Below are 24,392 nucleotides of genomic sequence, written 5' to 3' on the forward strand. Positions count from 1 at the left end.
CCGTCGAGGTGAACACTTGTTCCAGAGTGGTTCACGGCGGACGCCTCACGCGGCAGAGTGGGCCGTATGCAGCTACCCGACTGGTTGGCCCGCGCCAACAAGAAGATCACCAATCCTTTGCAACGACGCTGGGCGCCCTATCTGGCGCCGTGGGCGATGGTCCATCACGTCGGACGCAAGAGCGGGCGAAACTACTCGAACCCGGTGCTCGCGTGGGTCAGTGAGACGGGCGACGAAGAGAAGATCTACATCATCCTGACCTACGGGCGCGACACCGACTGGGTACGTAACACGCTCGCCGCGGGCTCGGCCGGGATCACTCGAAAAGGCAAGCAGTACACACTGATCCGGCCCACCATCATTCCCGCCGACTCACCCGACCTTCCGCTCGCAGCCGGTCTCGCAGGCCGCGCGTTCGAGTGGGCACTCCAGGGCACCCTCGTCGCCCCTGACGGCCGCGAGGCGTGGTCGACAGGCACGTCGCGGTGACCCGACACACCGCCGACGACCCGCTCTCCGACTTCCACGTGCGGATCGCAACCCACCACGGCACCCCTCGCCGCGTCCACAGCATCGGCGAGGGCCCCGCCGTGATCATCATCGCCGAGATGCCCGGTATCAGCCCCGCCGTCGCCGACTTCGCCAGACGGGTCGCGGGTATCGGCGCAACCGCGGTCATGCCGTCGATCTACGGTGTGGACGGCCAGGATCCGTCACCGTCGAATCTCGGGGTCGTCGGGGCCGCGTCGAACATGCTCGGCACGATGGGACGCGCCTGCATCAGCAGGGATTTCACGATCCTCGCGACGGGCAGGACCTCACCCGCCGTCGAGTGGATGCGGGCATTGGCCGCCGAGGAACACCAGCGCTGCGGCGGGCCAGGTGTCGGCGCGATCGGCATGTGCTTCACCGGCGGGTTCGCCCTCGCGATGGCCACCGACGAACGCATCCTTGCGCCCGTCCTGGCTCAACCGTCGCTGCCGTTCGCGATCAGCCCCCGTCGTGCACGATCACTCGACATCTCCGACGACGACCTCGCAACGGTCGTCGGACGGTGCGCACGCGGACTCGACGTCATGGGCGTGCGATTCGAGGGCGATCGGATGTCGCCACCGTCGCGCTTTCGGTTCCTACGCGAAGTCCTCGGCGACGCATTCCTCGCGATCGAACTGCCCGATTCGGCGGCCAATCCGGAATCACCGTTGCCGACACCGCATTCCGCGCTCACCAACGACCTCGTCGACGTTCCGGGCGAACCGACGCACGACGCCCTGGTCGCGGTACTCGACTTCTTCGCCGAGCGGCTCGGGATCACCAAGCCGGTCGCGGACGATCAGTAGCCGCTGATCAGTAGCTGGTCAGCCCAGCTTCTCAGTCGCCGCCGAGCAGCCGCTGACGCAGGGCGGCGTCCTTGTCGAGCACAAGTTGTTCGAGTCCACGCTGGAAGGCCTCCATGCGTGCCCGCAGCACGGGGTCGGATGAACCGAGGATGCGTACCGCGAGCAGCCCCGCGTTGCGCGCGCCGCCCACCGACACGGTCGCCACCGGGACGCCAGCGGGCATCTGCACGATGGACAGCAGCGAGTCCATGCCGTCGAGGTAGCGCAGCGGTACCGGCACACCGATGACGGGCAGCGGGGTGGCAGCGGCGACCATTCCCGGGAGATGTGCCGCGCCTCCCGCGCCCGCAATGATGACCTCGATGCCCTCGCCCGCAGCCGACTTCGCGTAGTCGAGCATGCGCTGCGGGGTGCGATGCGCCGACACGACACCGACCTCGAACGGGACGTCGAACTCCGCGAGCGCTTCGGCCGCGGCCTCCATCGTCGGCCAGTCCGAGTCGCTGCCCATGATCAGTCCGACGCGGGCCCGGCTGCGGATCGGCGGCGACGCCGGCTCGGCTTCAAAAGCGGTGCCGGTTTCAAAAGCGGCGCCCGCCTCCGTGGCGGTGTCGGACTCGGGAGCGGCGCCGGACTCGCCGGCCACGTCCGGCGCAGATGTAGCGCCTGCCTGGGTCGTCCCAGTCTCCGTTGTCCCAGCCTCCGCTGCCGCGGTCTCCGTTGCCCCAGCCTCGGTCGTGTCTGTCTCGTGGTCCACCAGGTCGCCTGTCGTTTCGTCGTTCACGGTCTCGTCGTTCACGGATTCGTCGTTCATGAATGCGGGTCCCAACCGTCCGTCCACTCGGCGTGTGACATCCAGTGCGCCGCGCGCTCGGCACGCTCGCGAACCGCAGCGCCATCCTCGCCCGGCTTCCCCACGATGTTGACATGGCCGATCTTCCGATCGGCGCGTTCTCCCTTTCCGTACAGGTGAATTCGCGCGTCGGGCATGCGTGCCATCAGATGGTGGGTGCGCTCATCCATCGACATCTCCGGCGCCTGTGGTGCGCCGAGGATGTTGGCCATCACGGTCACCTCGGCGCGCGGCGAGGTGTCGCCGAGCGGGTAGTCGAGAACGGCCCGGAGGTGCTGTTCGAACTGCGACGTCACAGCCCCGTCCATCGTCCAGTGGCCACTGTTGTGTGGACGCATCGCGAGCTCGTTGACCAGCAGCTCGCCGTCGGTGGTCTCGAAGAGTTCCATCGCCATCACACCGACGACGCCGAGTTCCGATGCCAGCCGCAGCGACATCTCCTGTGCACGTTCGGCGGTCTCGGCACTCAGATCCGGTGCGGGAGCGATGACCACCGCGCACTGTCCCCGACGCTGCACGGTCTCGACCACAGGCCATGCGCCACCCTGCCCGAACGGCGAGCGCGCGATCATCGCCGACAGTTCGCGGCGCATCTGCACCTTTTCCTCGGCGATCAGGTCGACGCCGGCAGCGAACTGCTCGTCGAACACCGCGAGCGCGTCCGGCCCGTTGTCGACGATCCACACGCCACGTCCGTCGTATCCGCCGCGTACGGCCTTCAACACGATGTTCCAGCCGTGCCGTTCACCGAATTCGACGAGTCGGCCGCGAGCCAGTCCGAGGTCACCTGCGAGGTCGGCGAAATCGGGTACAGGTAGCCCCAATTCGCTCAGCTTCACCCGCATCGCCCGCTTGTCCTGCGCGAACACCAGCGCGGCCGACGGTGGCCGCACCGCGACGCCCTCGGACTCCAGCACCCGAAGATGCTCGAGGGGCACCCCCTCGTGGTCGAAGGTCAGCGCCACCGCACCAGTGGCGGCGCGTCGGAGATCGTCGAGATCGTCGTGCGAGCCGAGCACGACGTCCGCACTGACCTGGGCGGCGGGATCTGTCGCACTCGCGGCGAGCACGCGCAGACACTCGCCGAGCGCGATCGAGGCCTGGTGAGTCATCCGGGCGAGCTGACCACCACCGATCATCGTCACGGTCGGCAAGATGTCGCGTTCGGGAATCGCTCGGGCGGCCGCATCGGGCGGTGCCGCGGCGTTTGCGCCGGTATCTGGATCTCGGGCAGTCACGCGATACATCGTGGCATGGCCGGCGTGACTGCCGCTTCACCGACCATGCAATGGGCATCCACCCACGTCACCGATGAGGTACCCGGTCGCGCCGCAGCCCCACCCGTGCGCCGACATCGCGCGACGTCGACGATGCACCGGCGCCCTGGGGTCGGGCGTTCTCGTGGTCGGCCGCGGGCACCACGATCGCGAACACCGGCGGCCGTCGCGACGTGAGTTCGAGTCGTCCGCCGTCGGCCTCGACGAGTGCTCGGGCGAGTGAGAGTCCGACACCGTTGCCCGCGCCGCCGGAGAACCCTCGGCGGAAGATGTCGGTCGCCACGTCGTCGGCGACGCCGGGGCCCTCGTCGGACACGGTGATGCGCAACATGTCGCCTTTGAGGTCGCTGACGGAGATTCGACACTCCCCGCTGCCGTGCTGTAGCGCGTTGTCGACGAGCACGCTGACCGCTTCCCGCAGCCGACCGGGACCGGCGCTGCGCGCAATCGCGTCGCCGGAGAATGATGCGGCCAACGTGCGGCCCTCGGCGGTGAAGGCCTGATCGAAGTCACCGACAAGGGTCATGATCAGCGACGACACGTCGATGCTGTGGGGTTGTACCGGTTCGTCGCGTGAGGCCGCAACGAGTTCGTCGAGTTCCGCGGCGAGACGCTCAACCTGCCCGAGCGCGGCTTCGGCCTCGCTCACGACGGCCGGATCGTCGTGCAGCGAGAGTTCGTCGAGTCGCAGTTGGATCGCGGTGAGGCGCGATCGAATCTGATGCGAGACATCGCCGACGATCTCGCCCTCGCGTTCGAGCCGCAGTGCGATCTCGGCGTTCGCGTCGCCCAGCGCGCGCGAGACGCGGTCGAGCTCGTCGATACCGTAGGTCTTCCACCGCGACCGGAAGTCGCCGCGAGCCATGGCCTCCGAACGGTCGGCGAGGTCGATGAGAGGGTCGGCGATGCGCCCGGCCGTCACCGCAGCCGCGACGGTGCCGGCGGCCATCGATCCCGCGACCACGAGGCAGACGATGCCGACAGCGGCGAGTTGGTCGCTGCGGACGCTGTCCATCGGGATCTCGAGAATCAACGTGCCCGCAGCGCCGAGGCCGATCGAATCCGACATCGTCGCGCCGGTGATGTCGGCGCCGATCGACGTGATGGCCCGCCTACCGTTGGCGTCCTGATAGCGCAGGGTGAGCCTGCCGTCCTCGGGAAGCATGAGCCGAATCGACTCCGAGTCGATGGCCGCGTTGTTGAGGTGTTCGCCCATCTCCGCCTGGCGGATGATCTGATCGGAGATCGTCTTCAGACGCGAATCCATCAACTGGTGCGCGCTGTCGGCCACCCACCACCATGCGATGACGCTGAGCGGGATTCCCAGCAGCGCGCCGACCGCCATGAGCATGGCGATCATCGTGTAGAGGATTCGACGGCGCACTGGAAGGTCTCTCCCTAGGCGTCGAACCGAAAGCCGACGCCGCGCACCGTCACGATGTGGCGCGGTCGGTCGTGACGGTCGTCGCCGATCTTGCGACGCAACCAGGAGATGTGCATGTCGAGGGTCTTCGACGAACGCAGGTCCGCAGAACCCCACACCTCGGTCAGGATCTCGTCGCGCGACACCACCTCACCGGCACGCTCCATGAGGAAGCGCAGCAGATCGAACTCGCGGTTCGCGAGCACCAGGTCTTCTCCGTTGACGAGCACCCGCCGCCCGCGCGCGTCGAGTTGGACGTCGCCGCCGGTGAGCACGACGTCGACGGTCTGCCGTCGCCGCAGCAGCGCGCGCACCCGCGCGAGCAGTTCGGCCAACCGGAAGGGCTTGCCCACGTAGTCGTCGGCGCCCGCGTCGAGTCCGACGACGAAATCGACCTCGTCGGTGCGCGCGGTCAGCATCAACACCGCGAGCTCGGGACGTTCGACGCGCACGCGCCGACACACCTCGAGTCCGTCGATCTCCGGAAGCCCGAGGTCGAGGATGAGCAACTCATAGCGTTGATCGCGGGCCTGCTCGAGCGCAGCCGATCCCGTCCCGACGACGTCGCATCCGTAGCCCTCGCGGGCGAGCGCACGCGCCAGCGGTTCGGCGATCGCCGCGTCGTCTTCTGCCAGCAATACGTCCGTCATCGCCTGTCGACCTCCACGCGGCGAGAGTACGCGGAGTCGCCGTCGTGTCGGCGACCCTCGTGTCTGTCGGCCAGGTCAAAGCGGTCGCCGAAGTCATCCTCGTGTTCGTCGAGCACCTCGTGATACAGCAGCGAATGCACCCGTTCGACCTGCGGCACGTCGTCGAACAGGAGCGGTTCATCGGACGCCGACTCGATGACCAGGGTGCCGGTGCGCAGCATGCGGTCGAGGAGTCCGTGTCGAAATTCGACGGTGTTGATCCGTCGGATGGGAATGTCGATACCCGAGCGGGTGAGCACTCCCCTGCGGAAGATCACGCGACGGTCGGTGAGTACGAAGTGAGTCGATTTCCATGCGATGAGCGGACGGACGAAGAACCAGACCGCGGCAGCGACCCAGCACGCCGCGACAACGATGTTGAGAATCAGCGCGAGCGTCGTGTTCATCGTCGACGCCCCGATCGCCCCCGCCGCGAGTCCTGCGAGTCCTGTGCACACGATGAAGATCGAGAACGGGCCGATCAGACACTTCCAGTGCGGGTGGTGATGCACGACGACGCGCTCACCACTCGCGAGGTTGTCCCTGGGAAACGACATGAATCTCAGCATATCCGCAGATGAACGGGCGGTCGGTCAACCCGGCCCGGCTCCTGCCGCCCGCTCGGTAGACTGCGTGCACACGACGCGCAACAGGTCAGGAGAACCATGAGCTACCGCGACCCCCGCGACCCCCGAGATCAGGACCCCAGGGATCAGGGAACGGCGCGCTACGAGACCGGCTACTCGCCGCAGTCGCGTGCCTACAGCCAGCCGACCGATCGGTACCAGCAGCAATACGGCAATCAGCAGCCCGGCGACCCTCGCTACAGCTCCGGCCAGTCCGACCCGAGATACGCCGCCGCGGGCTCGTACCCGAACCAGCCCAAGCAGCGTCAACGACCGAACATCAACGCGGGTCTCTACGCGGGCGGCGTCGTGATGACGGGCGTCGTGACCGGCCTGGCCGCCTGGCTGGTGGCGTGGATCATCCGGGCCATCGCCCAACGCGTCAACGAGGCGGGCAATCTCGGCGTCTGGAACCCACTCGCGCAGGACGAGTATTGGTTCGCGATCACCGGATTCCTGTGCGCACTCGCGGGCGGCGCCCTCTGGTACGTCCTCTACCTGACGACCCCGTCGCCCAACCAGTTCTACCGCTGGATCGTCGGGCTACTGATCGCCGCAGCGGTGATCATCCCGCTTGTGCTGTCGGCGCAGATATCCACCGGGATCGGTACGGCAGTGGTGCATCTCGTCATCGGCCTGCCGGTTCTGTCGCTGATCCCCGCAATGGGCGAGAAGAGCATCCAGCGCTGAATCCTGTGGGCGCCGTGCTCAGTCCTGTGCGGGACGCAGGTGCAGCACATCGCCCGCGGCGGCCGTGAATCTCTCGCCGTCATCGGTGCGCACAGTGATCCGCCCCTGCTCGTCGATGTCGTCGGCAACACCCTCGACGTCGCGGTCGCCCGGCAGCGAGAGCCGAACACGACGTCCGAGCGTGTCGCAGCGATCCCGATAACGTCGCGCGACCTCGGCGATGTCGTCGGGCCACGGCGCGTCGGCCAGTGCCCGCAGGTACTCCGCGACCAGTGCGGCAACGTCGACCGGGCGGCCGCTTTCCACCCGCAGGCTCGTGGCCGTCGGCACCGGAAGCTCGTCGGCGGTCATGCCGGTGTTGATTCCGATCCCGACGACCACCACCCCGCCCGTCGGCGCCGGGATGTACTCGGCGAGGATGCCTGCCACCTTTTTCCCGTCGACGAGCACGTCGTTGGGCCACTTGAGTGTGGGACGTACGCCCGTTGCCGACTCGATGGCCGACGCCGCGGCCACCCCCGTCGCCAACGACAACCAGCCCAGCTGCTCGGTCTGATCGCCCGCGTCGAGCGCCACCGAGATGGCCACCTGCCCTCCCGCGGGAGCCGACCACACCCGCGCGTGCCTACCGCGCCCCGACGTCTGGTCGGTAGTGATGCGCACGGTTCCGACGATCCCCGGCTCCCCCGCACGCGCTGCGAGATCGGCGTTGGTCGACCCCGTCGACTCGACGACCTCGATCGTCGACCCCACACCGCTTGCGGGCGAACCGAAGCGTTCCACGATGGCTGCACGCAACGCGTCGGCGTCCTGAGATGGTCGGGAATCCTGTGGTGTCTGCTCGTCGCTCACAGGTATCGAGATTAGTCACCCGAGCAGCGTCGTCGTGGCACACTTCGACACCTCGACGTGGCACCGATCACGAGAAAGATGAGGACGATCTCATATTGGGGTGGTTGACGCGGGCTACCGAGCGCTCGATAGCATCGGCTGTTATGACCTCTGCGCCGCAGCAGCCCGACGCTGCTCCAGACATCCACACCACCGCAGGCAAACTCGCCGACCTGCGCGAGCGCCTCGACGAGACGTTGCATCCGGTCGGTGAGGCCGCCATCGAGAAGATCCACGACAAGGGCAGACTCACCGCCCGCGAGCGCATCACGCATCTTCTCGACGAGGGGTCGTTCGTCGAACTCGACGCGCTCGCCCGTCATCGCAGCACCAACTTCGGTCTCGCAGAACGTCGCCCCGTCGGCGACGGTGTCGTGACCGGGTACGGCACCATCGACGGCCGCGAGGTCTGCGTCTTCAGCCAGGATGTCACCGTCTTCGGCGGCAGCCTCGGCGAGGTCTACGGCGAGAAGATCGTCAAGGTCATGGACCTCGCGATCAAGACCGGCCGCCCACTGATCGGCATCAACGAGGGTGCGGGCGCCCGCATCCAGGAGGGCGTGGTCTCCCTCGGTCTCTATGCAGACATCTTCTATCGCAATGTGCGCGCATCCGGCGTGATCCCCCAGATCTCGCTGATCATGGGACCTGCTGCCGGCGGCCACGTCTACTCGCCCGCGCTCACCGACTTCGTCGTGATGGTCGACCAGCAGAGCCAGATGTTCATCACCGGTCCCGACGTCATCAAGACGGTCACCGGTGAGGACGTGACGATGGAGGCGCTCGGCGGCGCCAACACCCACATGACCAAGTCGGGTGTGGCCCACTACGTGGCGTCCGACGAGGAGGACGCACTCGAGTACGTCCGCGACCTGCTCGCCTACCTGCCGAGCAATAACCGCGCAGATCCGCCGCGGCTGCCCGTCGACGAACCCGCCGCCGGTTCGATCGAGGACACCCTCACCGATGAGGATCTCGAACTCGACACGCTCATCCCCGACTCACCGAACCAGCCGTACGACATGCACGAGGTCATCCGGCGCATCCTCGACGACGACGAGTTCCTCGAGGTGCAGGCCGAGTACGCGACCAACATCCTCGTCGGCTTCGGCCGGGTCGACGGACGCAGCGTCGGCATCGTCGCCAACCAGCCGACCCAGTTCGCGGGCTGCCTCGACATCAACGCATCGGAGAAAGCCGCGCGTTTCGTGCGCACCTGCGACGCGTTCAACGTCCCGATCGTGACCCTCGTCGACGTTCCCGGCTTCCTCCCCGGCACCGACCAGGAATACAACGGCATCATCCGTCGTGGGGCCAAGCTGCTCTACGCCTACGGCGAGGCGACCGTCGGCAAGATCACCGTCATCACCCGCAAGGCGTACGGCGGTGCGTATGACGTCATGGGTTCCAAGCACATGGGTGCCGACGTCAACCTTGCGTGGCCGACCGCTCAGATCGCCGTGATGGGCGCATCGGGAGCCGTCGGATTCGTTTATCGTGCGCGCCTCAAGGAGGCCGCGGCCAACGGCGAGGACGTCGACGCGCTGCGCCTCCAACTGCAGGAGGAGTACGAGGACACGCTGGTCAACCCCTACGTCGCCGCCGAGCGTGGCTACGTCGATGCGGTCATCCCGCCGAGCCACACACGCGGCCAGATCGCGACCGCACTCAAGCTCCTCGAGCGCAAGGTCGTCAACGTACCACCCAAGAAGCATGGGAACATTCCGCTGTGAGCTCACCTGACGACAACACGCCTGCCGACGCCGAAGCCGGGCAGCAATCGGCCCGCTCCGTGTTGCGTGTCGTGAAGGGCAATCCGACCGACGAGGACGTCGCAGTTCTGGTGGCACTGCTCGCCACCGGTGGCGGTGGCGCTCCGGAACCGCACAGCGCGGAGCCGCGCAACGACTGGGGCCGTCCGATCGACCGCCTCCGTCCTGTGTGTGGTTCGGCGTCGTCGTTCCTGCGCTTCTGACGGGAACGCCGACGTGTCCAGCGAGGAGTCCGACGCGACCCGAGCCGGTCGACGCTACGAGGTGATCCTCGGCTCGGCGTCGCCCGCGCGCCTGACGGTGCTGCGTCATGCGGGTCTCGACCCGAGAGTCGTCGTAGCCGACGTCGACGAGGACCACCTCCTCGAAACCATGGCTGCCGAGAATCCGGGCGACGCCGTGACGCGACTGGCCGAAGCGAAGGCCGACTCGGTGATCGCGACCCTGTTGGCCGAACGCATCGACCACGCCGCCACCGACGACGCGCAGACCCTCCCCGACCTCGTGGTGCTCACGTGCGACTCGATGCTCCTGTATCGAGGCACGCTGACGGGTAAACCACACTCTGCGCAGGTGGCGATCGAGCAGTGGAAGCGAGTGCGCGGCGACGAGGCCCAGCTCGTGACGGGCCACTGCGTGGCGCACATCAGCGGACTCGATGTGGTCGGACGTTCGGCGGAGTCCGCGTCGACGGTGGTCCGGTTCGCCGACGTCGACGACGACGAGATCGAGGCGTATGTGTCGACGGGCGAACCGCTCGAGGTCGCGGGCGCGTTCACGCTCGACGGCCGTGGCGGGTGGTTCATCGCGGGTATCGAGGGCGACCCGTCGTCGGTGATCGGCATAGGACTGCCCACCGTCCGTCACCTTCTGCGCCGACTGGACATCCCGGTCGCGGCCCTGTGGTCTCCCAACGCGTCTTCCTAGCACCCGCGCCGGACTGATATCCGGGCACGAGTCGTCCCCGACACGAGTGCCCCAAACGTGTCTAGGTCGTCACAAAACGACTGGTGAACCGCGCCCGCCCAACCGTGCGGACGGAGTGTTGTCGACTAGGCTGAATTTCGCCGTCCTGCGCCGCCCGCGCCGTGGCCCGATCCGAGCTGGAGAATCTCACCGTGACTGTGGAAACCGATCCGAACCCGGCCTTCGCCGGTTACGCGCACCCTGAGCGTCTGGTCACCACGCAGTGGCTGTCCGCGCATCTGGGGGCCAAGGGTCTCAAGATCATCGAGTCCGACGAAGACGTCCTGCTCTACGACATCGGTCACATCCCGACCGCACAGAAGGTCGACTGGCACCTTCACCTCAACGATCAGGTGGTGCGCGACTACATCGACGGCGAGCAGTTCGCAGAGTTGATGCGCAGCAAGGGAATCGAACGCGACGACACCATCGTCATCTACGGCGACAAGAGCAACTGGTGGGCCGCGTACGCACTGTGGGTCTTCACGTTGTTCGGTCACGAGGACGTTCGCCTACTCGACGGCGGTCGCGACGCATGGATGTCGGAGGATCGCGACACCTCCTTCGACGTCCCCGAGTACCCGCGGTCGGACTACCCCGTCGTCGAGCGCGACGACTCGCTGATCCGCGCCTTCGAGGCAGATGTACGCGACTCGCTCGGCACCGAGCCGCTGGTCGACGTGCGCTCGCCGCAGGAGTACACCGGCGAACGCACCCACATGCCCGACTACCCCGAAGAGGGTGCGCTGCGCGGTGGTCACATCCCGACGGCGATCTCTATCCCGTGGGCCAAGGCCGCACGCGCCGACAGCCGATTCCGTTCACGTGCCGAACTCGACGAGATCTACGGCGACCTCGACCCCGCAACCCCGACCATCGCGTACTGCCGCATCGGCGAGCGGTCGAGCCACACCTGGTTCGTGCTGACCCATCTCCTCGGATTCACACACGTGCGCAATTACGACGGGTCGTGGACCGAGTGGGGTAACGCCGTGCGCGTCCCCATCGCGGTCGGCGAAGAACCCGGCGACGCACCCGCGTAGGAATACCGATGGGCACACTCCCCGCATCCCTTGCCGAGATCGTCGACGACTTTGCCGCACTTGGCGATTCGGACAAGGTGACACTCCTCCTCGAGTTCGCGGGCGAACTCCCCGCACTCCCCGACGACCTCGCGACCGAGGCGATGGAACCGGTACCGGAGTGCCAATCGCCGGTGTTCTTATCGGTCGACGCCGCCGACGCCGACGCCGTGAGGCTCTATTTCAGCGCCCCGCCGGAGGCCCCGACGACCCGCGGTTTCGCGTCCATCCTCGCCCAGGGCCTCGACGGCGAATCCGCCGACGCGATCCTCGCGGTGCCCGGCGATTTCTACCACGACCTCGGACTCGACGCCGCGGTCAGTCCACTGCGTCTTCGCGGTATGGCCGGGATGCTCGGCAGGGTGAAGAGCCAGGTACGCAGTCAGACCGGTCATCAGTGAAGTTCATCCAGATCCTCGAGGAGCCGATCGAACCGGGCGGTCTCGTCGAGTGGGTTCCTTCTGTTCCCGGCGGACTCGGAGGCTGGCTCGACGACACACGGCTGACGTCGCACAACCACGAGCAGCATCTGCGCGACGCGTTCGACTACCGCGTGCGCACCCGCAAGGAGGGCGGTCGCGAGTCATGGCTCGGACTGTCGATCCACTTCGACGAACCGCTCTCGATTCCCGCTATCCGTGCCGCGCTGTCGCAGTGGATTGATCGCCACGAGGTACTGCGCAGCCACGTCATCATCAAGGCCGACGGCCTGCACCGGTTGAGCACGCCGCCGGGCACCGTCCGACTCAAGATGGGCCGAATCGGGTGGTACTCCGAGTCCGGTCCGCTCCTCGAACAGATCGCGGGCGCCTTCGACCGCGCGACCGCCCCGATGCAATGGCCCGCCTACATGTTCGCCACCGTCGGCCGCGAATCGTCGTTCACGCTGCTGTTCGCCGCCGACCACTCGTTGGTCGACGGCTACTCGCTGATCATGGCCCAGCACGAACTGATCACGCTCTATCGAGCCGCACGCGACCGCACCGACCCCGCACTGCCCGAGGTCGGTAGCTACGTCGACTTCAGCGCACAGGAGCGTCGACTCGCCGACCAAACCGGAGCCGACCATCCCAGCGTGTCCACCTGGACGTCGTTTCTGAAGACAGGCGCAGGCGACATGCCTGCGTTCCAGACACCGGCGGCGAACACCGCCGTCGACGAGCCGCCCGATCCCGCTGTCGACGTCCCGCAGGAGTCGCTGTCGGGTGTGATCGTCGACGACGACTCGGCGAACCGCTTCACGGCGGTGTGCTCGGAGGCCGGCGGCACTCTGACCGCGGGGATACTCGCCGCGTTCGCGATCGTCCATCATCGCCGCACCGGTGATCGGGAGTTCCGCTGCGTCCTGCCGCGGCACACACGAAACGAGCAGCGGTGGCTCACCGCGCTTGGTTGGTTCGTCGCCGTCGCCCCGTTCTGCCTGGACATGTCGGATTCGCCCACCTTCGACCAAGCGGTGGCCCGCGCAACCGACGAGCTCAAACGCGCACGTCAGGGCGCATCACTGCCATTCCTGCGTGTTGCGGATCTCATCGGCTATCGGGGTGAACCGCAGTTCGTCATCTCGTTCATCGACACGCGCTACGCTCCCGGCGCCGCCGAGGCCGACAGTGGCCGCGCCACCGTGATCAGAAGCCACAGTTACGCCCGCAACGAGGTCTTCATCTGGATCAACCGCACACCGTCGGGTATGCGCTTCTCGGCACGATTCCCCCAAGAAAGCCATGTCGGCGAGGTCGTCGGCCCCACGCTGATCGCCGACCCCGAAGCACGTACCGCTCCGGGTGAGATCGCGCGCGAGGAGGGTCCGGTGCACGCCTACCTGCATGATTTCGCCGAGTTCGTCCGGTCCGTCGGTGACGCAAGCACATTCGGTTCCACGGTGTGACCCCGACCGCAACCGAACGATTGCTCGGTGGGCTAGGGTGAACCGCGGAACCCACCCGATAGACTCGAGTGGTTGACGTCGCCCAGATGACACCCTCCAGGTGAGAGCACAGTCCACGTGACAACACCGCCCAGGCGTGACACCGGTACGACGAAGCCGCACGATCAACAACGAGTGGTGAGACGAGGGGGACGTCGCACACCGGCGGCAGCACCCCGTGAAGACAGCTCAGCACAGAGCCAGGCCCAGGAGATCAAGCAAGTGCCCAGTGAACAAGCGCCCAACTCCACGATCAGCTCCAACTCGACGATCAACAAGGTCCTGATCGCCAATCGAGGAGAGATCGCGGTCCGCGTCATCCGCGCCGCGCGCGACGCCGGAATCCCCAGCGTCGCGGTCTACGCGGAACCCGACGCGAACGCCAAGTTCGTGAAGCTCGCCGACGAGGCCTTCGCCCTCGGCGGTCAGACCTCCGCAGAGTCGTACCTGGTCTTCGACAAGATCCTCGACGCCGCCGCGAAGTCGGGCGCCAACGCCATCCACCCCGGCTACGGGTTCCTGTCCGAGAACGCCGATTTCGCCCAGGCAGTGCTCGACGCCGGTCTCATCTGGATCGGACCGTCACCGCAGTCGATCCGCGACCTCGGCGACAAGGTCACCGCGCGCCACATCGCACTGAAGGCCGACGCCCCGATGGCTCCGGGCACCAAGGACCCGGTCAAGAACGCCGACGAGGTCGTCGCATTCGCCGAGGAGTACGGCGTGCCGGTCGCGATCAAGGCGGCGTTCGGCGGCGGTGGCCGCGGCATGAAGGTGGCCTACACCATTGCGGAGATCCCCGAGCTGTTCGAGTCGGCCACCCGTGAGGCCATCTCCGCGTTCGGTCGCGGCGAATGCTTCGTCGAGCGCTACCTCGACAAAGCGCGCCACGTCGAGGCGCAGGTCATCGCCGATCAGCACGGCAACGTGATCGTCGCCGGTACCCGCGACTGCTCGCTGCAGCGTCGTTTCCAGAAGCTCGTCGAGGAGGCACCCGCACCGTTCCTCACCGACGAACAGCGCAACCGCATCCACTCGTCGGCGAAGGCCATCTGCCGCGAGGCCGGTTACTACGGTGCGGGCACCGTCGAATTCCTCGTCGGCAACGACGGCCTGGTCTCGTTCCTCGAGGTCAACACCCGCCTGCAGGTCGAGCACCCGGTCACCGAGGAGACGTCGGGCATCGACCTCGTCCGCCAGCAGTTCCGAATCGCCAACGGCGAGAAGCTCGAGTTCTCCGAAGACCCCGCACCGCGCGGACACTCCATCGAGTTCCGGATCAACGGCGAAGACCCCGGCCGCAACTTCCTGCCCGCCCCCGGCCCGATCACGGTCTACAAGGAGCCATCGGGTCCCGGTGTGCGCGTCGACTCCGGCGTCGAGCAGGGCGACGTCATCGGCGGACAGTTCGATTCGATGCTCGCCAAGCTCATCGTCACCGGCGAGAACCGCGAGCAGGCACTCGAGCGTGCGCGCCGCGCCCTCGACGAGTTCGAGGTCGAGGGACTCGCAACGGTCCTCCCCTTCGACCGTCACATCGTCACCAACCCCGCGTTCGTCGGCCACACCGATGAGAACGGCGTCGAGACGTTCGACGTCTACACCAAGTGGATCGAGACCGACTGGGACAACCCGATCGAGCCCTACACCGGTGGCGCAGCCATCGAAGAGGACGATTCGGCGCCGCGCCAGAACGTGGTCGTCGAGGTCGGTGGCCGCCGCGTCGAGGTCTCACTGCCCGGCGACCTCGCTCTCGGCGGAGGGTCGTCGAGCAATGGCGTTGTCCGCAAGAAGCCGAAGCCGCGCACTCGCAGCAAGGGTGCCGGTGCTGCCGCGTCCGGCGACTCGGTTGCCGCGCCCATGCAGGGCACCGTCGTCAAGATCGCCGTCGAGGAGGGCCAGGAGGTCTCCGCAGGCGACCTCGTCGTGGTGCTTGAGGCGATGAAGATGGAGAACCCGGTGACCGCGCACAAGGACGGTGTCGTGACCGGCCTCGCCATCGAGGCGGGCGCAGCCGTCACCCAGGGCACCGTGCTGCTCGAGATCAAGTAGCCACCCACCATCCATCCAGTCGGGCCCGACCATGCGGTCGGGCCCGACTGCGTTTCGAGGAGGTCCGATGGAACCGATCGAGATCAACGCGGGCGCCTGGTACCTGCGCGGAGTCCGCGACGACGAGCGGATCTCCGACGCCGCGGCACTACGCGACCTGGGCGTCGACGATCCCGAAGCCTATGTGCGGCAAGTAGATTCGGGTTGGGCCGACGAGTCGTCGTTCACCTGGGCGGTCTGTGAGCCGACGACGGGCGAACTCGTGGCGACAGTGTCGGTAGTGCTCGACGACGATCGCGCGCGGGTCGTCGGAGATGCCCGTGACGGATACGACGACGCGCTCGCTGCCGCGTATCCGGTGGTTGCCCGATTCGCCACGGGAGCACTCGGCGTCACGGTGTCCGACCAACAGACGTGACGAGCATCAACTCTTCGTCAGTACGCGCGCGAGTAGGTTGAGTTGTAGGGAAGTAACGACCTACAGGAGATGGTTCACGATGGCAGAGTTTTCCACAGTCACGGTGCTCGGTGCGGGCGTACTCGGATCTCAGATCGCATTCCAGACCGCGTACAAGGGAATCGACGTCACGTCCTACGACATCAATCAGCAGGCTCTCGACGCGGCGTCGAAGCGATACGACGAACTCGTCGAGACCTACAAGCGTGAGGTGCCCGGTGCCGCCGACGGCGCAGCGGAGGCGGCGCGCAAGCGCATCACCCTCACCGACGACCTCGCGAAAGCCGCTCAGTCCCAACTGATCATCGAAGCGGTACCCGAAATCCTCGAACTCAAGCAGGACACCTACCGCAAGCTCAACGAACTCGCGCCGAAGGACACAGTCTTCGCAACCAACTCGTCGTCGCTGCTCCCGAGCGACCTCGAATCGTCGACGGGCCGCCCGGACAAGTTCCTCGCACTGCACTTCGCCAACCGGGTCTGGCAGTTCAACACCGCCGAGATCATGGGCACCAAGGACACCGACCCCGCGGTCTACGACAAGGTGGTGAAGTTCGCCGACGAGATCGGAATGGTGCCCATCCAGATCCACAAGGAGAAGGCGGGCTACGTTCTCAATTCGCTGCTGATCCCGTTCCTCAACGCGGCCCTCGAACTCGCCGCAGGCGGCTACGCCGATCCGCAGGATGTGGACAAGACCTGGCGCATCGCCACCGGATCGCCGCTGGGACCGTTCCAGATCTACGACGTCGTCGGACTGATGACGCCGTACAACATCCTGATGAACGGCGATCAGGGCAACCGCCACCTCGGCGCGTGGCTCAAGCAGAATTACATCGACAAGGGCAAGCTCGGCATGGCCAGCGGCGAGGGGTTCTACACCTACCCCAAGCAGGAGCAGCCCGCCTGAGACCGGTGACCGCCTGGCGCTACGGCTCGTCGATGTCGCGTCCCGAGGCCAGGTCGCCACACTCGACCATCTCGACGATGTCGGCGTGCGCGCGCAGATACGCCGCGGCGCCGACATCGCCGTTCAACGAATCAAGCACTCCCGCAAGGTGGTCGGCTCCGAGATAGACCGGATGTCCCGGGACGTCGCGATACCTCGGGCGTACCACGGCATCTCGTCGACTTCCCGCCTGCCTCAGCACCCTCGCAACCACATCGGCGCCGACGTCCGGCATGTCAACAACATGTAAAACCACGCCGGCGACGTTTTCCCTCGCGTGCGCCCACCCGAGTGCTGCACGCACGCTCGCCGACAGTCCGTCGGCCCAGTTGCCGACGTTGATCGTCGCAGCACCGTCGGGGGCCTCCACCACCGCCGCGCCCATCGTCACGGCCACGTCGTCGCACCCGCCGTCGGCCAGCGCCGACACCGCCGTGTTGAGCCAATCCCCTTGCGCTGCAAGTATTTTCGGCATGCCATAACGACGCCCCGCGCCCGCGGCGAGTACCACGCCAACCACCGGGTCGCTGCCGACACCATCGGAACGGCCCGTGTCGTCGAGGCGTGCGATGTTCACGGAAGCCGATCGTAGTCGCGTGTCCGAGATCTCCGTTTTAACGTCGCGGAAACGTGCACTTTCCGTTGCGCGCAAAGTCGCGCGCGGGTCCACTATCTATCTGCTGACGCGCATCCGTTCGCGCATCGGCGCCATATTCGTGTGCTCGGAACACCACCATCCGTTGGAGGCGATCATGACAACCGAGGCGACGCCGGCGTCCCCGCCGGCGAAGAAGCGCAAGCGCGTACACCCCGTCGATCAGGTGCCGCCTCCCGGCAAAATCGTCGCGCTCGGTGCACAGCATGTCGTCGCGTTCTATGCGGGTGCGGTCCTCGTGCCGCTGCTGATCGCCCGCGCGATCAAACTCGACTCCGACGCACTGACGATGCTCATCACGGCCGACCTCTTCACCTGCGGCATCGCATCGCTGCTGCAGTCGGTCGGTATCTGGAAGATCGGCGTGCGTCTGCCGCTGCTCCAGGGCATCACGTTCGCCACGCTCGCCCCGGTCATCCAAATCGCCAATCAACACGGCGGCGGTCGCGTCGGTCTGCAGACCGTCTACGGCGCGGTGATCGCGGCCGGTGTGTTCACCTTCCTCATCGCCCGTTCTTCGCGAAGCTGATCCGCTTCCTACCACCGGTGGTCACCGGCACCCTGATCACGATCATCGGCGTGTGCCTGATCCCTGTCGGTGCCGGTGACGCGGTGACCAACCCGGCCGAGCATCTGCACGACAACGCCAACTGGAAGTGGGTCTGCTACACGCTCGGCACCATTCTGCTGATCGTGTTGATGCAGCGCTTCTTCCGCGGTTTCATGGCCACGATCGCGGTGCTCCTCGGTTTGGTCGTCGGCACCTTCGTCGCCTGGCTCTGCGGCGACGCCACGTTCAGTTCGGTCGGCGAGGCAGCATGGCTCGGCTTCACGCCGCCGTTCGCCTTCGGCGCGCCGAGGTGGGATCTCGTGGCCATCGTGTCGATGATCGTCGTGCTGATGGTGGTCGCCGTGGAATCGACCGGATCGATCTTCGCCACGGGCGAGATCGTCGGCAAACGCATCAAGAAGGAAGACGTCGCAGCTGGTGTTCGTGCCGACGGCGTCGCCACAATCTTCGGCGGCATCTTCAACTCGTTCCCCTACACGGCGTTCTCCGAGAACGTCGGCCTGGTGCGCCTGACCGGAGTCAAGAGCCGCTGGGTTGTCGCGTGTGCAGGCGTCATCATGATCATCCTGGGCTGCCTGCCCAAGCTCGCGAAGATCGTCGAGTCGATTCCGGCTCCGGTCCTCGGTGGCGCCGCGCTCATAATGTTCGCGACCGTGGCCATCGTGGGAATCCAGACGCTCACGTCGGTCGACTTCACCGATCACCGCAACCTCATCATCGCGGCGACCTCGCTGGCAGTCGCGCTCTACGTGCAGTTCTCGCAGTCGTCGACCCCGACCACCGTCATCGAGAAGGGCGGCGCACACGTCGATGTACCCGCGCTGCCCGGCGTCGACCAATCGATGCCCAACATGATCTTGCAGATCCCGTTCTCAACGGGCATCACCATGGGCGCGATCACCGCAGTTCTGTTGAACCTCTTGTTCTTCCACATCGGACGACGCGGCCCAGCGGTCGCGGGCCGCGGGGCGATCACACTCGACGCGGTGAACAAGATGAGCTTCGTCGAGTTCAACGAGACGTTCGGCGGCCTTGTGCAGAACGTCGACTGGGTGGTCGAACGCGCCTACGAGCAGCGTCCGTTCGAGGACGTTCACGATCTGCGCAGCGCCTTCCAGGAGGCCATGCTGACCGGCAGCGATGAAGAGCAACTCCAGCTCATTCAGGCCTTCCCCGATCTCGGAGCCGAAGACGAGGTCGGAGAGTTGACCGCCGTCGATCACAAGGGGCTGTCGCATCTGGAGGAGACCGAGCACGAGAACGTCGTCGAGCTCGCGAAGGCGTACAAGGAGCACTTCGGGTTCCCGCTCGTCATCGACGCACAGGAGGCCGAGCGTTACGACCGCGTGCTGCGCAACGGCTGGGCTCGGATGGACAACTCCGAGACCTCGGAGAAGTCGTTCGCGCTCATCGAGATCGCGAAGATCGCCAACCACCGGTTCGACGATCTGGTGGCCGACGCCAACCCACTGACGTCGGCTCGATTCAGCCGGCAGCCAGAGCTCTCGTAGGCTGACCGCGTGCGACGAGTCGATTGGCGAGGTCTGCCCAGTTTCAACGAGCTGTCCGAGCGACAAGCGATCGGCACCCTCTATGAGTGCTGTAGCTCGTCGATCTGGGCGTTGCGCGTCGCCAAGGCGCGCCCGTTCGTCGACGACGACGCGCTGTTGGAGTACGCCGATCTGATACTCGCCGAGCTGACCGAATCCGACCTCGACGAGGCGCTGTCCGGGCACCCCCGCATCGGTGACCGCCCCGACAACGCCTCGTCGAGCAGGGAACAGTCCGGGGTCGCAGGCGCCGACCCCGAGGTGCTCGCCGAGCTCAAACAGCTCAACAAGGAGTACGACGAGAAGTTCGGACACGTCTACCTCGTGTTCGCCAACGGACGCCCCGCGGAGGAGCTACTCGCCATCCTCAAGGAGCGCATTCGCAACGACGCGCCGACCGAACGGCGCGTCCTGCGCATGGAGCTCGCGAAGATCAATCGCAGTCGGCTGCAACGGATGTTGACGCCTGCTATCGAATTCGTCGACGACTAGGCTGACCTCATGACCGGTCTGTCCACCCATGTCCTCGACGCCGTCACCGGTGCGCCGGCCGTCGGCATGTCCATCGCGCTGCGCGACGTCGACGGCGAACAACTGGCATCCGGCACCACCGACAGCGACGGTCGCATCTCACAGGTCAACGTCGACCCGCTCGCGCCAGGCACCTACCACCTCGTGTTCGCGACGGCGGATTGGTTCGGCGCCAACGGAATTGTCGGCTTCTACCCGCAGATCGACATCTGCTTCACCGTCGACGACCCGAACCGGCATTATCACGTACCGGTGCTGCTGAGCCCATACTCGTATTCGACGTATCGCGGGAGCTGAGGCTGCGCGCTCGGATGCTCGGACGGCTCACGCGTCTCCGCTGACCGGAGTGTAGGGCGAGATGTCGTAGGCGGTCTGGACCAGGTCGGGACGCTTGCCGTCGTTGAGCGTGCGGTCCCACAACGCCGACACCTGCGACTTGATGTCGTCCACCGTGTGGGCGGGAAGCACGTGTCGGTAGTCGGTGTCGCTGCCGGTGAGCACGTCGAGGGTGACCTCGATGACTTCTTCCGGGTCGAACTGCTCATGCGGAAACGAGAGCTTCTCGTAATCGAAGAGTCGGGTCGACGGATCGTCTTCCCACGACTTCCATGCCTCGAACATCGTGTCGTTGAAGCCGGTCAGGAATGGTCCGGGGTTGATCGTCGCCACCGTGATTCCGTATTCGCTGAGCTCTTGATCGAGTGCGTCGGCGAACGCCTCGACGGCGTGCTTCGACCCGGCGTAGGCGCCGGTGAACGGATCGACGGTGAGGCCCGCGACCGACGACATGAACACGATCTTGCCGCCACCCTTGGCCACCATGGCCTTCGCGATCGGCTGGGTCAGCAGGATCGGCCCGAAGACGTTGACCTCGAACTGCCTCCTGATGTTCGCGGCGGGAATGTCCACCGACGACCCGCCCTCGGAGATGCCCGCGTTGTTCAGCAGGACGTCGACGTCCCACTGTGCGGCCTTGTCCCGATCTCCTTCATCGGTGACGTCGAGCTTCTCCACGCGGAGGTCGACGCCGCGTTCCTTCGCCTCGGCGCGCAGGACGTTGACCTGCGCGATGATCTCGACGCCTGCGATGACGTCGTGGCCTCGCTCGGCGAGGCGCAGTGCGACCTCCTTACCGAAGCCGCTGCCTGCACCGGTGATGAGATACGTCGTGTTCGTTTGTTCAGTCACCTAGTTGGTTCGGAACCGTTGGGGTTCGCGGATTCATGGCGATGGTCGTCTCCTGGGTCACAACGGTCAGGATGACGACGAGACGGCTGCGCTATGCTGCAACGGCAGCTGGTTCGCCCGCCGGGAATTGTGATGGAGCCCCTCCGTCCCGCGCGCGGCGTCGAATCCGACCACCGTCACCGGCGTTCGGATGAGAGGGAATCCGGTGAGAATCCGGAACTGTCCCGCAGCGGTATGTCGGAACGACCGCCGTCACCACGCACTGGGCGAAAGCCCGGGAAGCGACGGCCACTAGGAATCTCGCCTCATGTGAGCCCGCCGACGAGTCCGAAGACCTGCCTCCTGTACCGGTCGCGCCGCGACCGGTGGCTCGCCGCCTCGTGGACCGGGCGCAGGTCGATCAGCGTGTCGTGGTGTCTTCTGCACACCACCCGGGCTCGTCGACTCTCCCTGCATGGCGGTGAACCGTCCACGTCGAATGCAGGAGTTCACGAACTCATGTCCATCAATTCAGCACACACCACCGTCGCCGAGATGGCATCGAACTCGGTTGGCAAGCCGTTCACCGCCACCGTGCCCGGCACGCCGCGGATCGGCCCGCGCCGCGAACTCAAGCGGGCAATCGAAGGCTACTGGGCGGGCAGCGTCAGCGCTGCCGAGCTCGACCAGATCGCAGCCGGACTGCGACGCGACACCGTCGAACAGTTGGCCGCAGTCGGTTTCGACTCGATACCGGTCAACACCTTCTCCTACTACGACCAGATACTCGACACCGCAGTCCTTCTCGGTGCACTCCCCCAGCGGTTCGACGACATCGCAGATCCGCTCGACCGATACTTCACCGCGGCACGTGGCACCGCGGACATCGCTCCGCTGGAGATGACCAAGTGGTTCGACACCAACTACCACTATCTGGTCCCCGAGATCGGCGCCGACACCACGTTCGGATTGCGCCCCGAGAAGGTTCTCGGCGAGATCGCCGAAGCACACGCACACGGCGTCGAAGCCCGACCGGTCATCATCGGACCGATCACCTTCCTGGCACTCGCCAAGGCCAGCGACGATTCTCCGTCGCCACTGACGAGGATCGACGACCTACTCGGGGTGTATGAGCAGTTGCTCGCGCAACTCGCCAAGGCCGGAGTCGCGTGGGTCCAGATCGACGAGCCCGTGCTGGTCACCGATTACGCCGAAGACCTTCCCGCACTGGCCAATTCGGTGTACTCGAGGCTCGGTGCCGTCACCGACCGCCCGGCGCTCTTCGTCAACACCTACTTCGGTGACCCCGGCGCGTCTCTCGCTGCCCTGGCACGCACGCCCGTCGACGCCATCGGTATCGACCTCGTCGAGGGCTCGGTCGACTCGGTCGTCGTGGTCCCAGAACTCGCCGACAAGCTTCTCGTCGCAGGTGTCGTCGACGGTCGCAACATCTGGCGCACCGATCTCGACAAGGCGCTCGCAACCCTCGGCACCCTGTTGGGATCGGCACGCGCGCTTACTGTTTCGACGTCGTGCTCGACGCTGCACGTGCCCTACACACTCGATGCCGAGGACGAACTCGACGACAACCTACGAGGATGGCTGTCATTCGCCGCGCAGAAGTACGACGAGGTCGGGGTGCTCGCCCGCGCACTGCGCAACGGTCGGGAGTCGGAGCGGGAGGCCTTCGAAGCGTCCGCCGAGGCGCTCGCCACGCATGCAAGTGATCCGCGTGTCCACGTCCCGGCAGTGCGCGCTCGTCTGGCCGCAGTCACCGACACCGACGTCACACGGATGCCCGCGGCAGAGCGCATCGCCGCACAGAACTCGCAGCTCGATCTTCCGCCCTTGCCGACCACCACGATCGGCTCCTACCCGCAGACCTCGGCGATCCGTCTCGCCCGTGCCGCGCTGCGTTCGGGTCAGATCGACGAGGCCGAGTACCAGCGGCGGATGCGTGCCGAGATCGCCGATGTGGTTGCGCTGCAAGAGAAAATTGGACTCGACGTACTCGTGCACGGGGAACCCGAGCGCAACGACATGGTCCAGTACTTCGCCGAACAGCTCGACGGCTTCTTCGCCACGGCCAACGGATGGGTCCAGTCGTACGGAACCCGGTGCGTGCGGCCGCCGATCCTGTACGGCGACGTCGTGCGCGCGCATCCGATGACCGTCGACTGGATCACCTACGCGCAGTCGCTGACCAACAAACCGGTGAAGGGAATGCTGACCGGCCCGGTCACGATCCTCGCGTGGTCGTTCGTGCGTGACGACCAGCCGCTCGCGGAGTCGGCCGATCAGATCGCGTTGGCCATCCGCGACGAGACCGTCGACCTCGAGGAGGCCGGAATCACCATCATCCAGGTCGACGAACCGGCACTGCGCGAGCTCCTTCCGCTACGTGATGCCGACAAGCAGCGCTACCTCGACTGGGCAGTCCGCGCATTCCGCCTCTCCACCTCGGGTGTCGCCGACTCGTCGCAGATCCACACCCACCTCTGCTACTCGGAGTTCGGCGAGGTCATCGGTGCGATCGCCGACCTCGACGCCGACGTCACGTCGATCGAGGCCGCCCGCTCCGCGATGCAGATCCTCGACGACCTCAACGCCGTCGGATTCTCGAACGGCGTTGGTCCGGGTGTCTACGACATCCACTCGCCTCGCGTACCGGGCACAGCGGAGATCGAGCGATCGCTGCGCGCGGCGTTGAAGGCCGTTGGCCCGCAACGACTCTGGGTCAACCCCGACTGTGGACTCAAGACCCGCACACCGGGCGAGGTGATCGCGTCGCTAAGCAACCTCGTCTCCGCCGCGACGACCGTGCGTGCCGACGTCGAACGCTGACGTCGGGGATTGACGTCGGGGATTGACGTAGAGCGCTGACGACCAGGGAATCGGCGGGATGACTCCATCTCGTCGATTCC

Annotated in this window: 23 protein-coding genes, 1 pseudogene and 1 riboswitch; of the genes and pseudogenes, 16 read left to right on the forward strand and 8 right to left on the reverse strand. The window is 66.2% G+C overall.

Annotated features, from left to right (window positions below; all coding sequences use genetic code 11):
* Positions 1 to 66 precede the first annotated feature (66 nt).
* Together GOSPT_RS10185 and GOSPT_RS10190 are read left to right on the forward strand one after the other, a co-directional pair.
* Positions 67 to 489, forward strand: coding sequence for a nitroreductase family deazaflavin-dependent oxidoreductase (locus GOSPT_RS10185; protein WP_039855529.1), 423 nt, complete (start codon positions 67 to 69; stop codon positions 487 to 489).
* On the forward strand, positions 486 to 1,340 hold the full coding sequence (locus GOSPT_RS10190) for a dienelactone hydrolase family protein (protein ID WP_005205805.1): 855 nt from the start codon (positions 486 to 488) through the stop codon (positions 1,338 to 1,340). Before GOSPT_RS10185 ends, GOSPT_RS10190 begins: the two co-directional genes overlap by 4 nt.
* Before the next feature lie 31 nt (positions 1,341 to 1,371).
* Here the strand turns inward: GOSPT_RS10190 and purE are convergent, their stop codons facing one another.
* The 5 genes from purE to GOSPT_RS10215 form a co-directional block, all read right to left on the reverse strand.
* Positions 1,372 to 1,881 carry a 5-(carboxyamino)imidazole ribonucleotide mutase gene (purE, locus tag GOSPT_RS10195; protein ID WP_039855548.1) on the reverse strand — a complete coding sequence of 170 codons (510 nt, stop codon included), beginning with the start codon at positions 1,879 to 1,881 and terminating at the stop codon, positions 1,372 to 1,374.
* A gap of 269 nt (positions 1,882 to 2,150) precedes the next feature.
* Positions 2,151 to 3,440, reverse strand: coding sequence for a 5-(carboxyamino)imidazole ribonucleotide synthase (locus GOSPT_RS10200; protein ID WP_005205807.1), 1,290 nt, complete (start codon positions 3,438 to 3,440; stop codon positions 2,151 to 2,153).
* A 58-nt stretch (positions 3,441 to 3,498) separates the two neighbouring features.
* The gene (locus GOSPT_RS10205) at positions 3,499 to 4,854 is read right to left on the reverse strand and encodes a sensor histidine kinase (protein ID WP_005205808.1); all 1,356 of its coding nucleotides are present in this window, start codon (positions 4,852 to 4,854) and stop codon (positions 3,499 to 3,501) included.
* A 14-nt stretch (positions 4,855 to 4,868) separates the two neighbouring features.
* Positions 4,869 to 5,543: a response regulator transcription factor gene (locus GOSPT_RS10210; RefSeq protein ID WP_005205809.1), complete on the reverse strand. Its 675-nt coding sequence runs from the start codon at positions 5,541 to 5,543 to the stop codon at positions 4,869 to 4,871.
* Positions 5,540 to 6,139 carry a PH domain-containing protein gene (locus GOSPT_RS10215; RefSeq protein ID WP_005205810.1) on the reverse strand — a complete coding sequence of 200 codons (600 nt, stop codon included), beginning with the start codon at positions 6,137 to 6,139 and terminating at the stop codon, positions 5,540 to 5,542. The genes GOSPT_RS10210 and GOSPT_RS10215 overlap by 4 nt, the downstream gene beginning before the upstream one ends.
* A gap of 108 nt (positions 6,140 to 6,247) precedes the next feature.
* On the opposite strand from GOSPT_RS10215, the gene GOSPT_RS10220 reads away from it, so the two are divergent.
* Complete coding sequence (locus tag GOSPT_RS10220) at positions 6,248 to 6,898, forward strand: DUF6069 family protein (protein ID WP_005205811.1); 651 nt, start codon at positions 6,248 to 6,250, stop codon at positions 6,896 to 6,898.
* Positions 6,899 to 6,916: 18 nt separating this feature from the next.
* On the opposite strand, the gene GOSPT_RS10225 is transcribed toward GOSPT_RS10220, so the two are convergent.
* Positions 6,917 to 7,750, reverse strand: a complete 834-nt coding sequence (locus GOSPT_RS10225) for a biotin--[acetyl-CoA-carboxylase] ligase (protein ID WP_141630857.1) — start codon at positions 7,748 to 7,750, stop codon at positions 6,917 to 6,919.
* A gap of 143 nt (positions 7,751 to 7,893) precedes the next feature.
* Between GOSPT_RS10225 and GOSPT_RS10230 the strand changes: the two genes are divergently transcribed.
* From GOSPT_RS10230 to GOSPT_RS10270, 9 genes are all read left to right on the forward strand, one after another.
* Positions 7,894 to 9,522, forward strand: a complete 1,629-nt coding sequence (locus GOSPT_RS10230) for an acyl-CoA carboxylase subunit beta (protein ID WP_005205813.1) — start codon at positions 7,894 to 7,896, stop codon at positions 9,520 to 9,522.
* Positions 9,519 to 9,764, forward strand: coding sequence for an acyl-CoA carboxylase subunit epsilon (locus GOSPT_RS10235; RefSeq protein ID WP_005205814.1), 246 nt, complete (start codon positions 9,519 to 9,521; stop codon positions 9,762 to 9,764). The genes GOSPT_RS10230 and GOSPT_RS10235 overlap by 4 nt, the downstream gene beginning before the upstream one ends.
* Positions 9,765 to 9,777: 13 nt before the next feature.
* The gene (locus GOSPT_RS10240) at positions 9,778 to 10,488 is read left to right on the forward strand and encodes a Maf family protein (RefSeq protein ID WP_005205815.1); all 711 of its coding nucleotides are present in this window, start codon (positions 9,778 to 9,780) and stop codon (positions 10,486 to 10,488) included.
* Between the two features lie 191 nt (positions 10,489 to 10,679).
* A complete protein-coding gene (locus tag GOSPT_RS10245; protein WP_039855552.1) occupies positions 10,680 to 11,570 on the forward strand; it encodes a sulfurtransferase in 891 nt (296 codons plus the stop codon).
* 8 nt (positions 11,571 to 11,578) lie between these two features.
* Positions 11,579 to 12,010 carry a SufE family protein gene (locus GOSPT_RS10250; RefSeq protein ID WP_005205817.1) on the forward strand — a complete coding sequence of 144 codons (432 nt, stop codon included), beginning with the start codon at positions 11,579 to 11,581 and terminating at the stop codon, positions 12,008 to 12,010.
* Positions 12,007 to 13,497 (forward strand): condensation domain-containing protein, encoded by a 1,491-nt coding sequence (locus GOSPT_RS10255; RefSeq protein ID WP_005205818.1) that lies wholly within the window; start codon positions 12,007 to 12,009, stop codon positions 13,495 to 13,497. Before GOSPT_RS10250 ends, GOSPT_RS10255 begins: the two co-directional genes overlap by 4 nt.
* Before the next feature lie 261 nt (positions 13,498 to 13,758).
* On the forward strand, positions 13,759 to 15,588 hold the full coding sequence (locus tag GOSPT_RS10260; protein ID WP_005205819.1) for an acetyl/propionyl/methylcrotonyl-CoA carboxylase subunit alpha: 1,830 nt from the start codon (positions 13,759 to 13,761) through the stop codon (positions 15,586 to 15,588).
* Between the two features lie 67 nt (positions 15,589 to 15,655).
* Positions 15,656 to 16,006: a GNAT family N-acetyltransferase gene (locus tag GOSPT_RS10265; RefSeq protein WP_005205820.1), complete on the forward strand. Its 351-nt coding sequence runs from the start codon at positions 15,656 to 15,658 to the stop codon at positions 16,004 to 16,006.
* Positions 16,007 to 16,085: 79 nt separating this feature from the next.
* Complete coding sequence (locus tag GOSPT_RS10270) at positions 16,086 to 16,955, forward strand: 3-hydroxyacyl-CoA dehydrogenase (RefSeq protein WP_005205821.1); 870 nt, start codon at positions 16,086 to 16,088, stop codon at positions 16,953 to 16,955.
* A gap of 19 nt (positions 16,956 to 16,974) precedes the next feature.
* Here the strand turns inward: GOSPT_RS10270 and GOSPT_RS10275 are convergent, their stop codons facing one another.
* Positions 16,975 to 17,571, reverse strand: coding sequence for a nucleotidyltransferase family protein (locus tag GOSPT_RS10275; protein ID WP_005205822.1), 597 nt, complete (start codon positions 17,569 to 17,571; stop codon positions 16,975 to 16,977).
* Positions 17,572 to 17,746: 175 nt separating this feature from the next.
* Between GOSPT_RS10275 and GOSPT_RS10280 the strand changes: the two are divergent.
* From GOSPT_RS10280 to uraH, 3 genes and pseudogenes are all read left to right on the forward strand, one after another.
* Positions 17,747 to 19,731: pseudogene (locus GOSPT_RS10280) on the forward strand (solute carrier family 23 protein).
* Between the two features lie 9 nt (positions 19,732 to 19,740).
* Entirely contained in the window at positions 19,741 to 20,262 is a 522-nt protein-coding gene (gene uraD / locus GOSPT_RS10285) for a 2-oxo-4-hydroxy-4-carboxy-5-ureidoimidazoline decarboxylase (RefSeq protein ID WP_005205825.1), read from the forward strand.
* A 9-nt stretch (positions 20,263 to 20,271) separates the two neighbouring features.
* Positions 20,272 to 20,598, forward strand: coding sequence for a hydroxyisourate hydrolase (gene uraH / locus GOSPT_RS10290; RefSeq protein ID WP_005205826.1), 327 nt, complete (start codon positions 20,272 to 20,274; stop codon positions 20,596 to 20,598).
* A 27-nt stretch (positions 20,599 to 20,625) separates the two neighbouring features.
* Here the strand turns inward: uraH and GOSPT_RS10295 are convergent, their stop codons facing one another.
* Positions 20,626 to 21,489, reverse strand: coding sequence for an SDR family oxidoreductase (locus GOSPT_RS10295; protein ID WP_005205827.1), 864 nt, complete (start codon positions 21,487 to 21,489; stop codon positions 20,626 to 20,628).
* 156 nt (positions 21,490 to 21,645) lie between these two features.
* Positions 21,646 to 21,829: riboswitch (cobalamin riboswitch) on the forward strand.
* 158 nt (positions 21,830 to 21,987) lie between these two features.
* Between GOSPT_RS10295 and metE the strand changes: the two genes are divergently transcribed.
* The gene (gene metE, locus GOSPT_RS10300) at positions 21,988 to 24,312 is read left to right on the forward strand and encodes a 5-methyltetrahydropteroyltriglutamate--homocysteine S-methyltransferase (protein WP_005205828.1); all 2,325 of its coding nucleotides are present in this window, start codon (positions 21,988 to 21,990) and stop codon (positions 24,310 to 24,312) included.
* The last annotated feature ends 80 nt before the right edge of the window (positions 24,313 to 24,392 follow it).

The sequence above is a fragment of the Gordonia sputi NBRC 100414 genome, from assembly GCF_000248055.1.
Lineage (GTDB): Bacteria > Actinomycetota > Actinomycetes > Mycobacteriales > Mycobacteriaceae > Gordonia > Gordonia sputi.

Excerpts from the sequence above, each read along its gene's own strand:
- GOSPT_RS10185 (WP_039855529.1), top strand. The coding sequence starts at position 67 with ATGCAGCTACCCGACTGGTTGGCCCGCGCCAACAAGAAGATCACCAAT.
- GOSPT_RS10200 (WP_005205807.1), bottom strand. The coding sequence starts at position 3,440 with ATGTATCGCGTGACTGCCCGAGATCCAGATACCGGCGCAAACGCCGCG.
- GOSPT_RS10210 (WP_005205809.1), bottom strand. The coding sequence starts at position 5,543 with ATGACGGACGTATTGCTGGCAGAAGACGACGCGGCGATCGCCGAACCG.
- GOSPT_RS10215 (WP_005205810.1), bottom strand. The coding sequence starts at position 6,139 with ATGTCGTTTCCCAGGGACAACCTCGCGAGTGGTGAGCGCGTCGTCGTG.
- GOSPT_RS10220 (WP_005205811.1), top strand. The coding sequence starts at position 6,248 with ATGAGCTACCGCGACCCCCGCGACCCCCGAGATCAGGACCCCAGGGAT.
- GOSPT_RS10230 (WP_005205813.1), top strand. The coding sequence starts at position 7,894 with ATGACCTCTGCGCCGCAGCAGCCCGACGCTGCTCCAGACATCCACACC.
- GOSPT_RS10250 (WP_005205817.1), top strand. The coding sequence starts at position 11,579 with ATGGGCACACTCCCCGCATCCCTTGCCGAGATCGTCGACGACTTTGCC.
- GOSPT_RS10265 (WP_005205820.1), top strand. The coding sequence starts at position 15,656 with ATGGAACCGATCGAGATCAACGCGGGCGCCTGGTACCTGCGCGGAGTC.
- GOSPT_RS10270 (WP_005205821.1), top strand. The coding sequence starts at position 16,086 with ATGGCAGAGTTTTCCACAGTCACGGTGCTCGGTGCGGGCGTACTCGGA.
- uraH (WP_005205826.1), top strand. The coding sequence starts at position 20,272 with ATGACCGGTCTGTCCACCCATGTCCTCGACGCCGTCACCGGTGCGCCG.
- metE (WP_005205828.1), top strand. The coding sequence starts at position 21,988 with ATGTCCATCAATTCAGCACACACCACCGTCGCCGAGATGGCATCGAAC.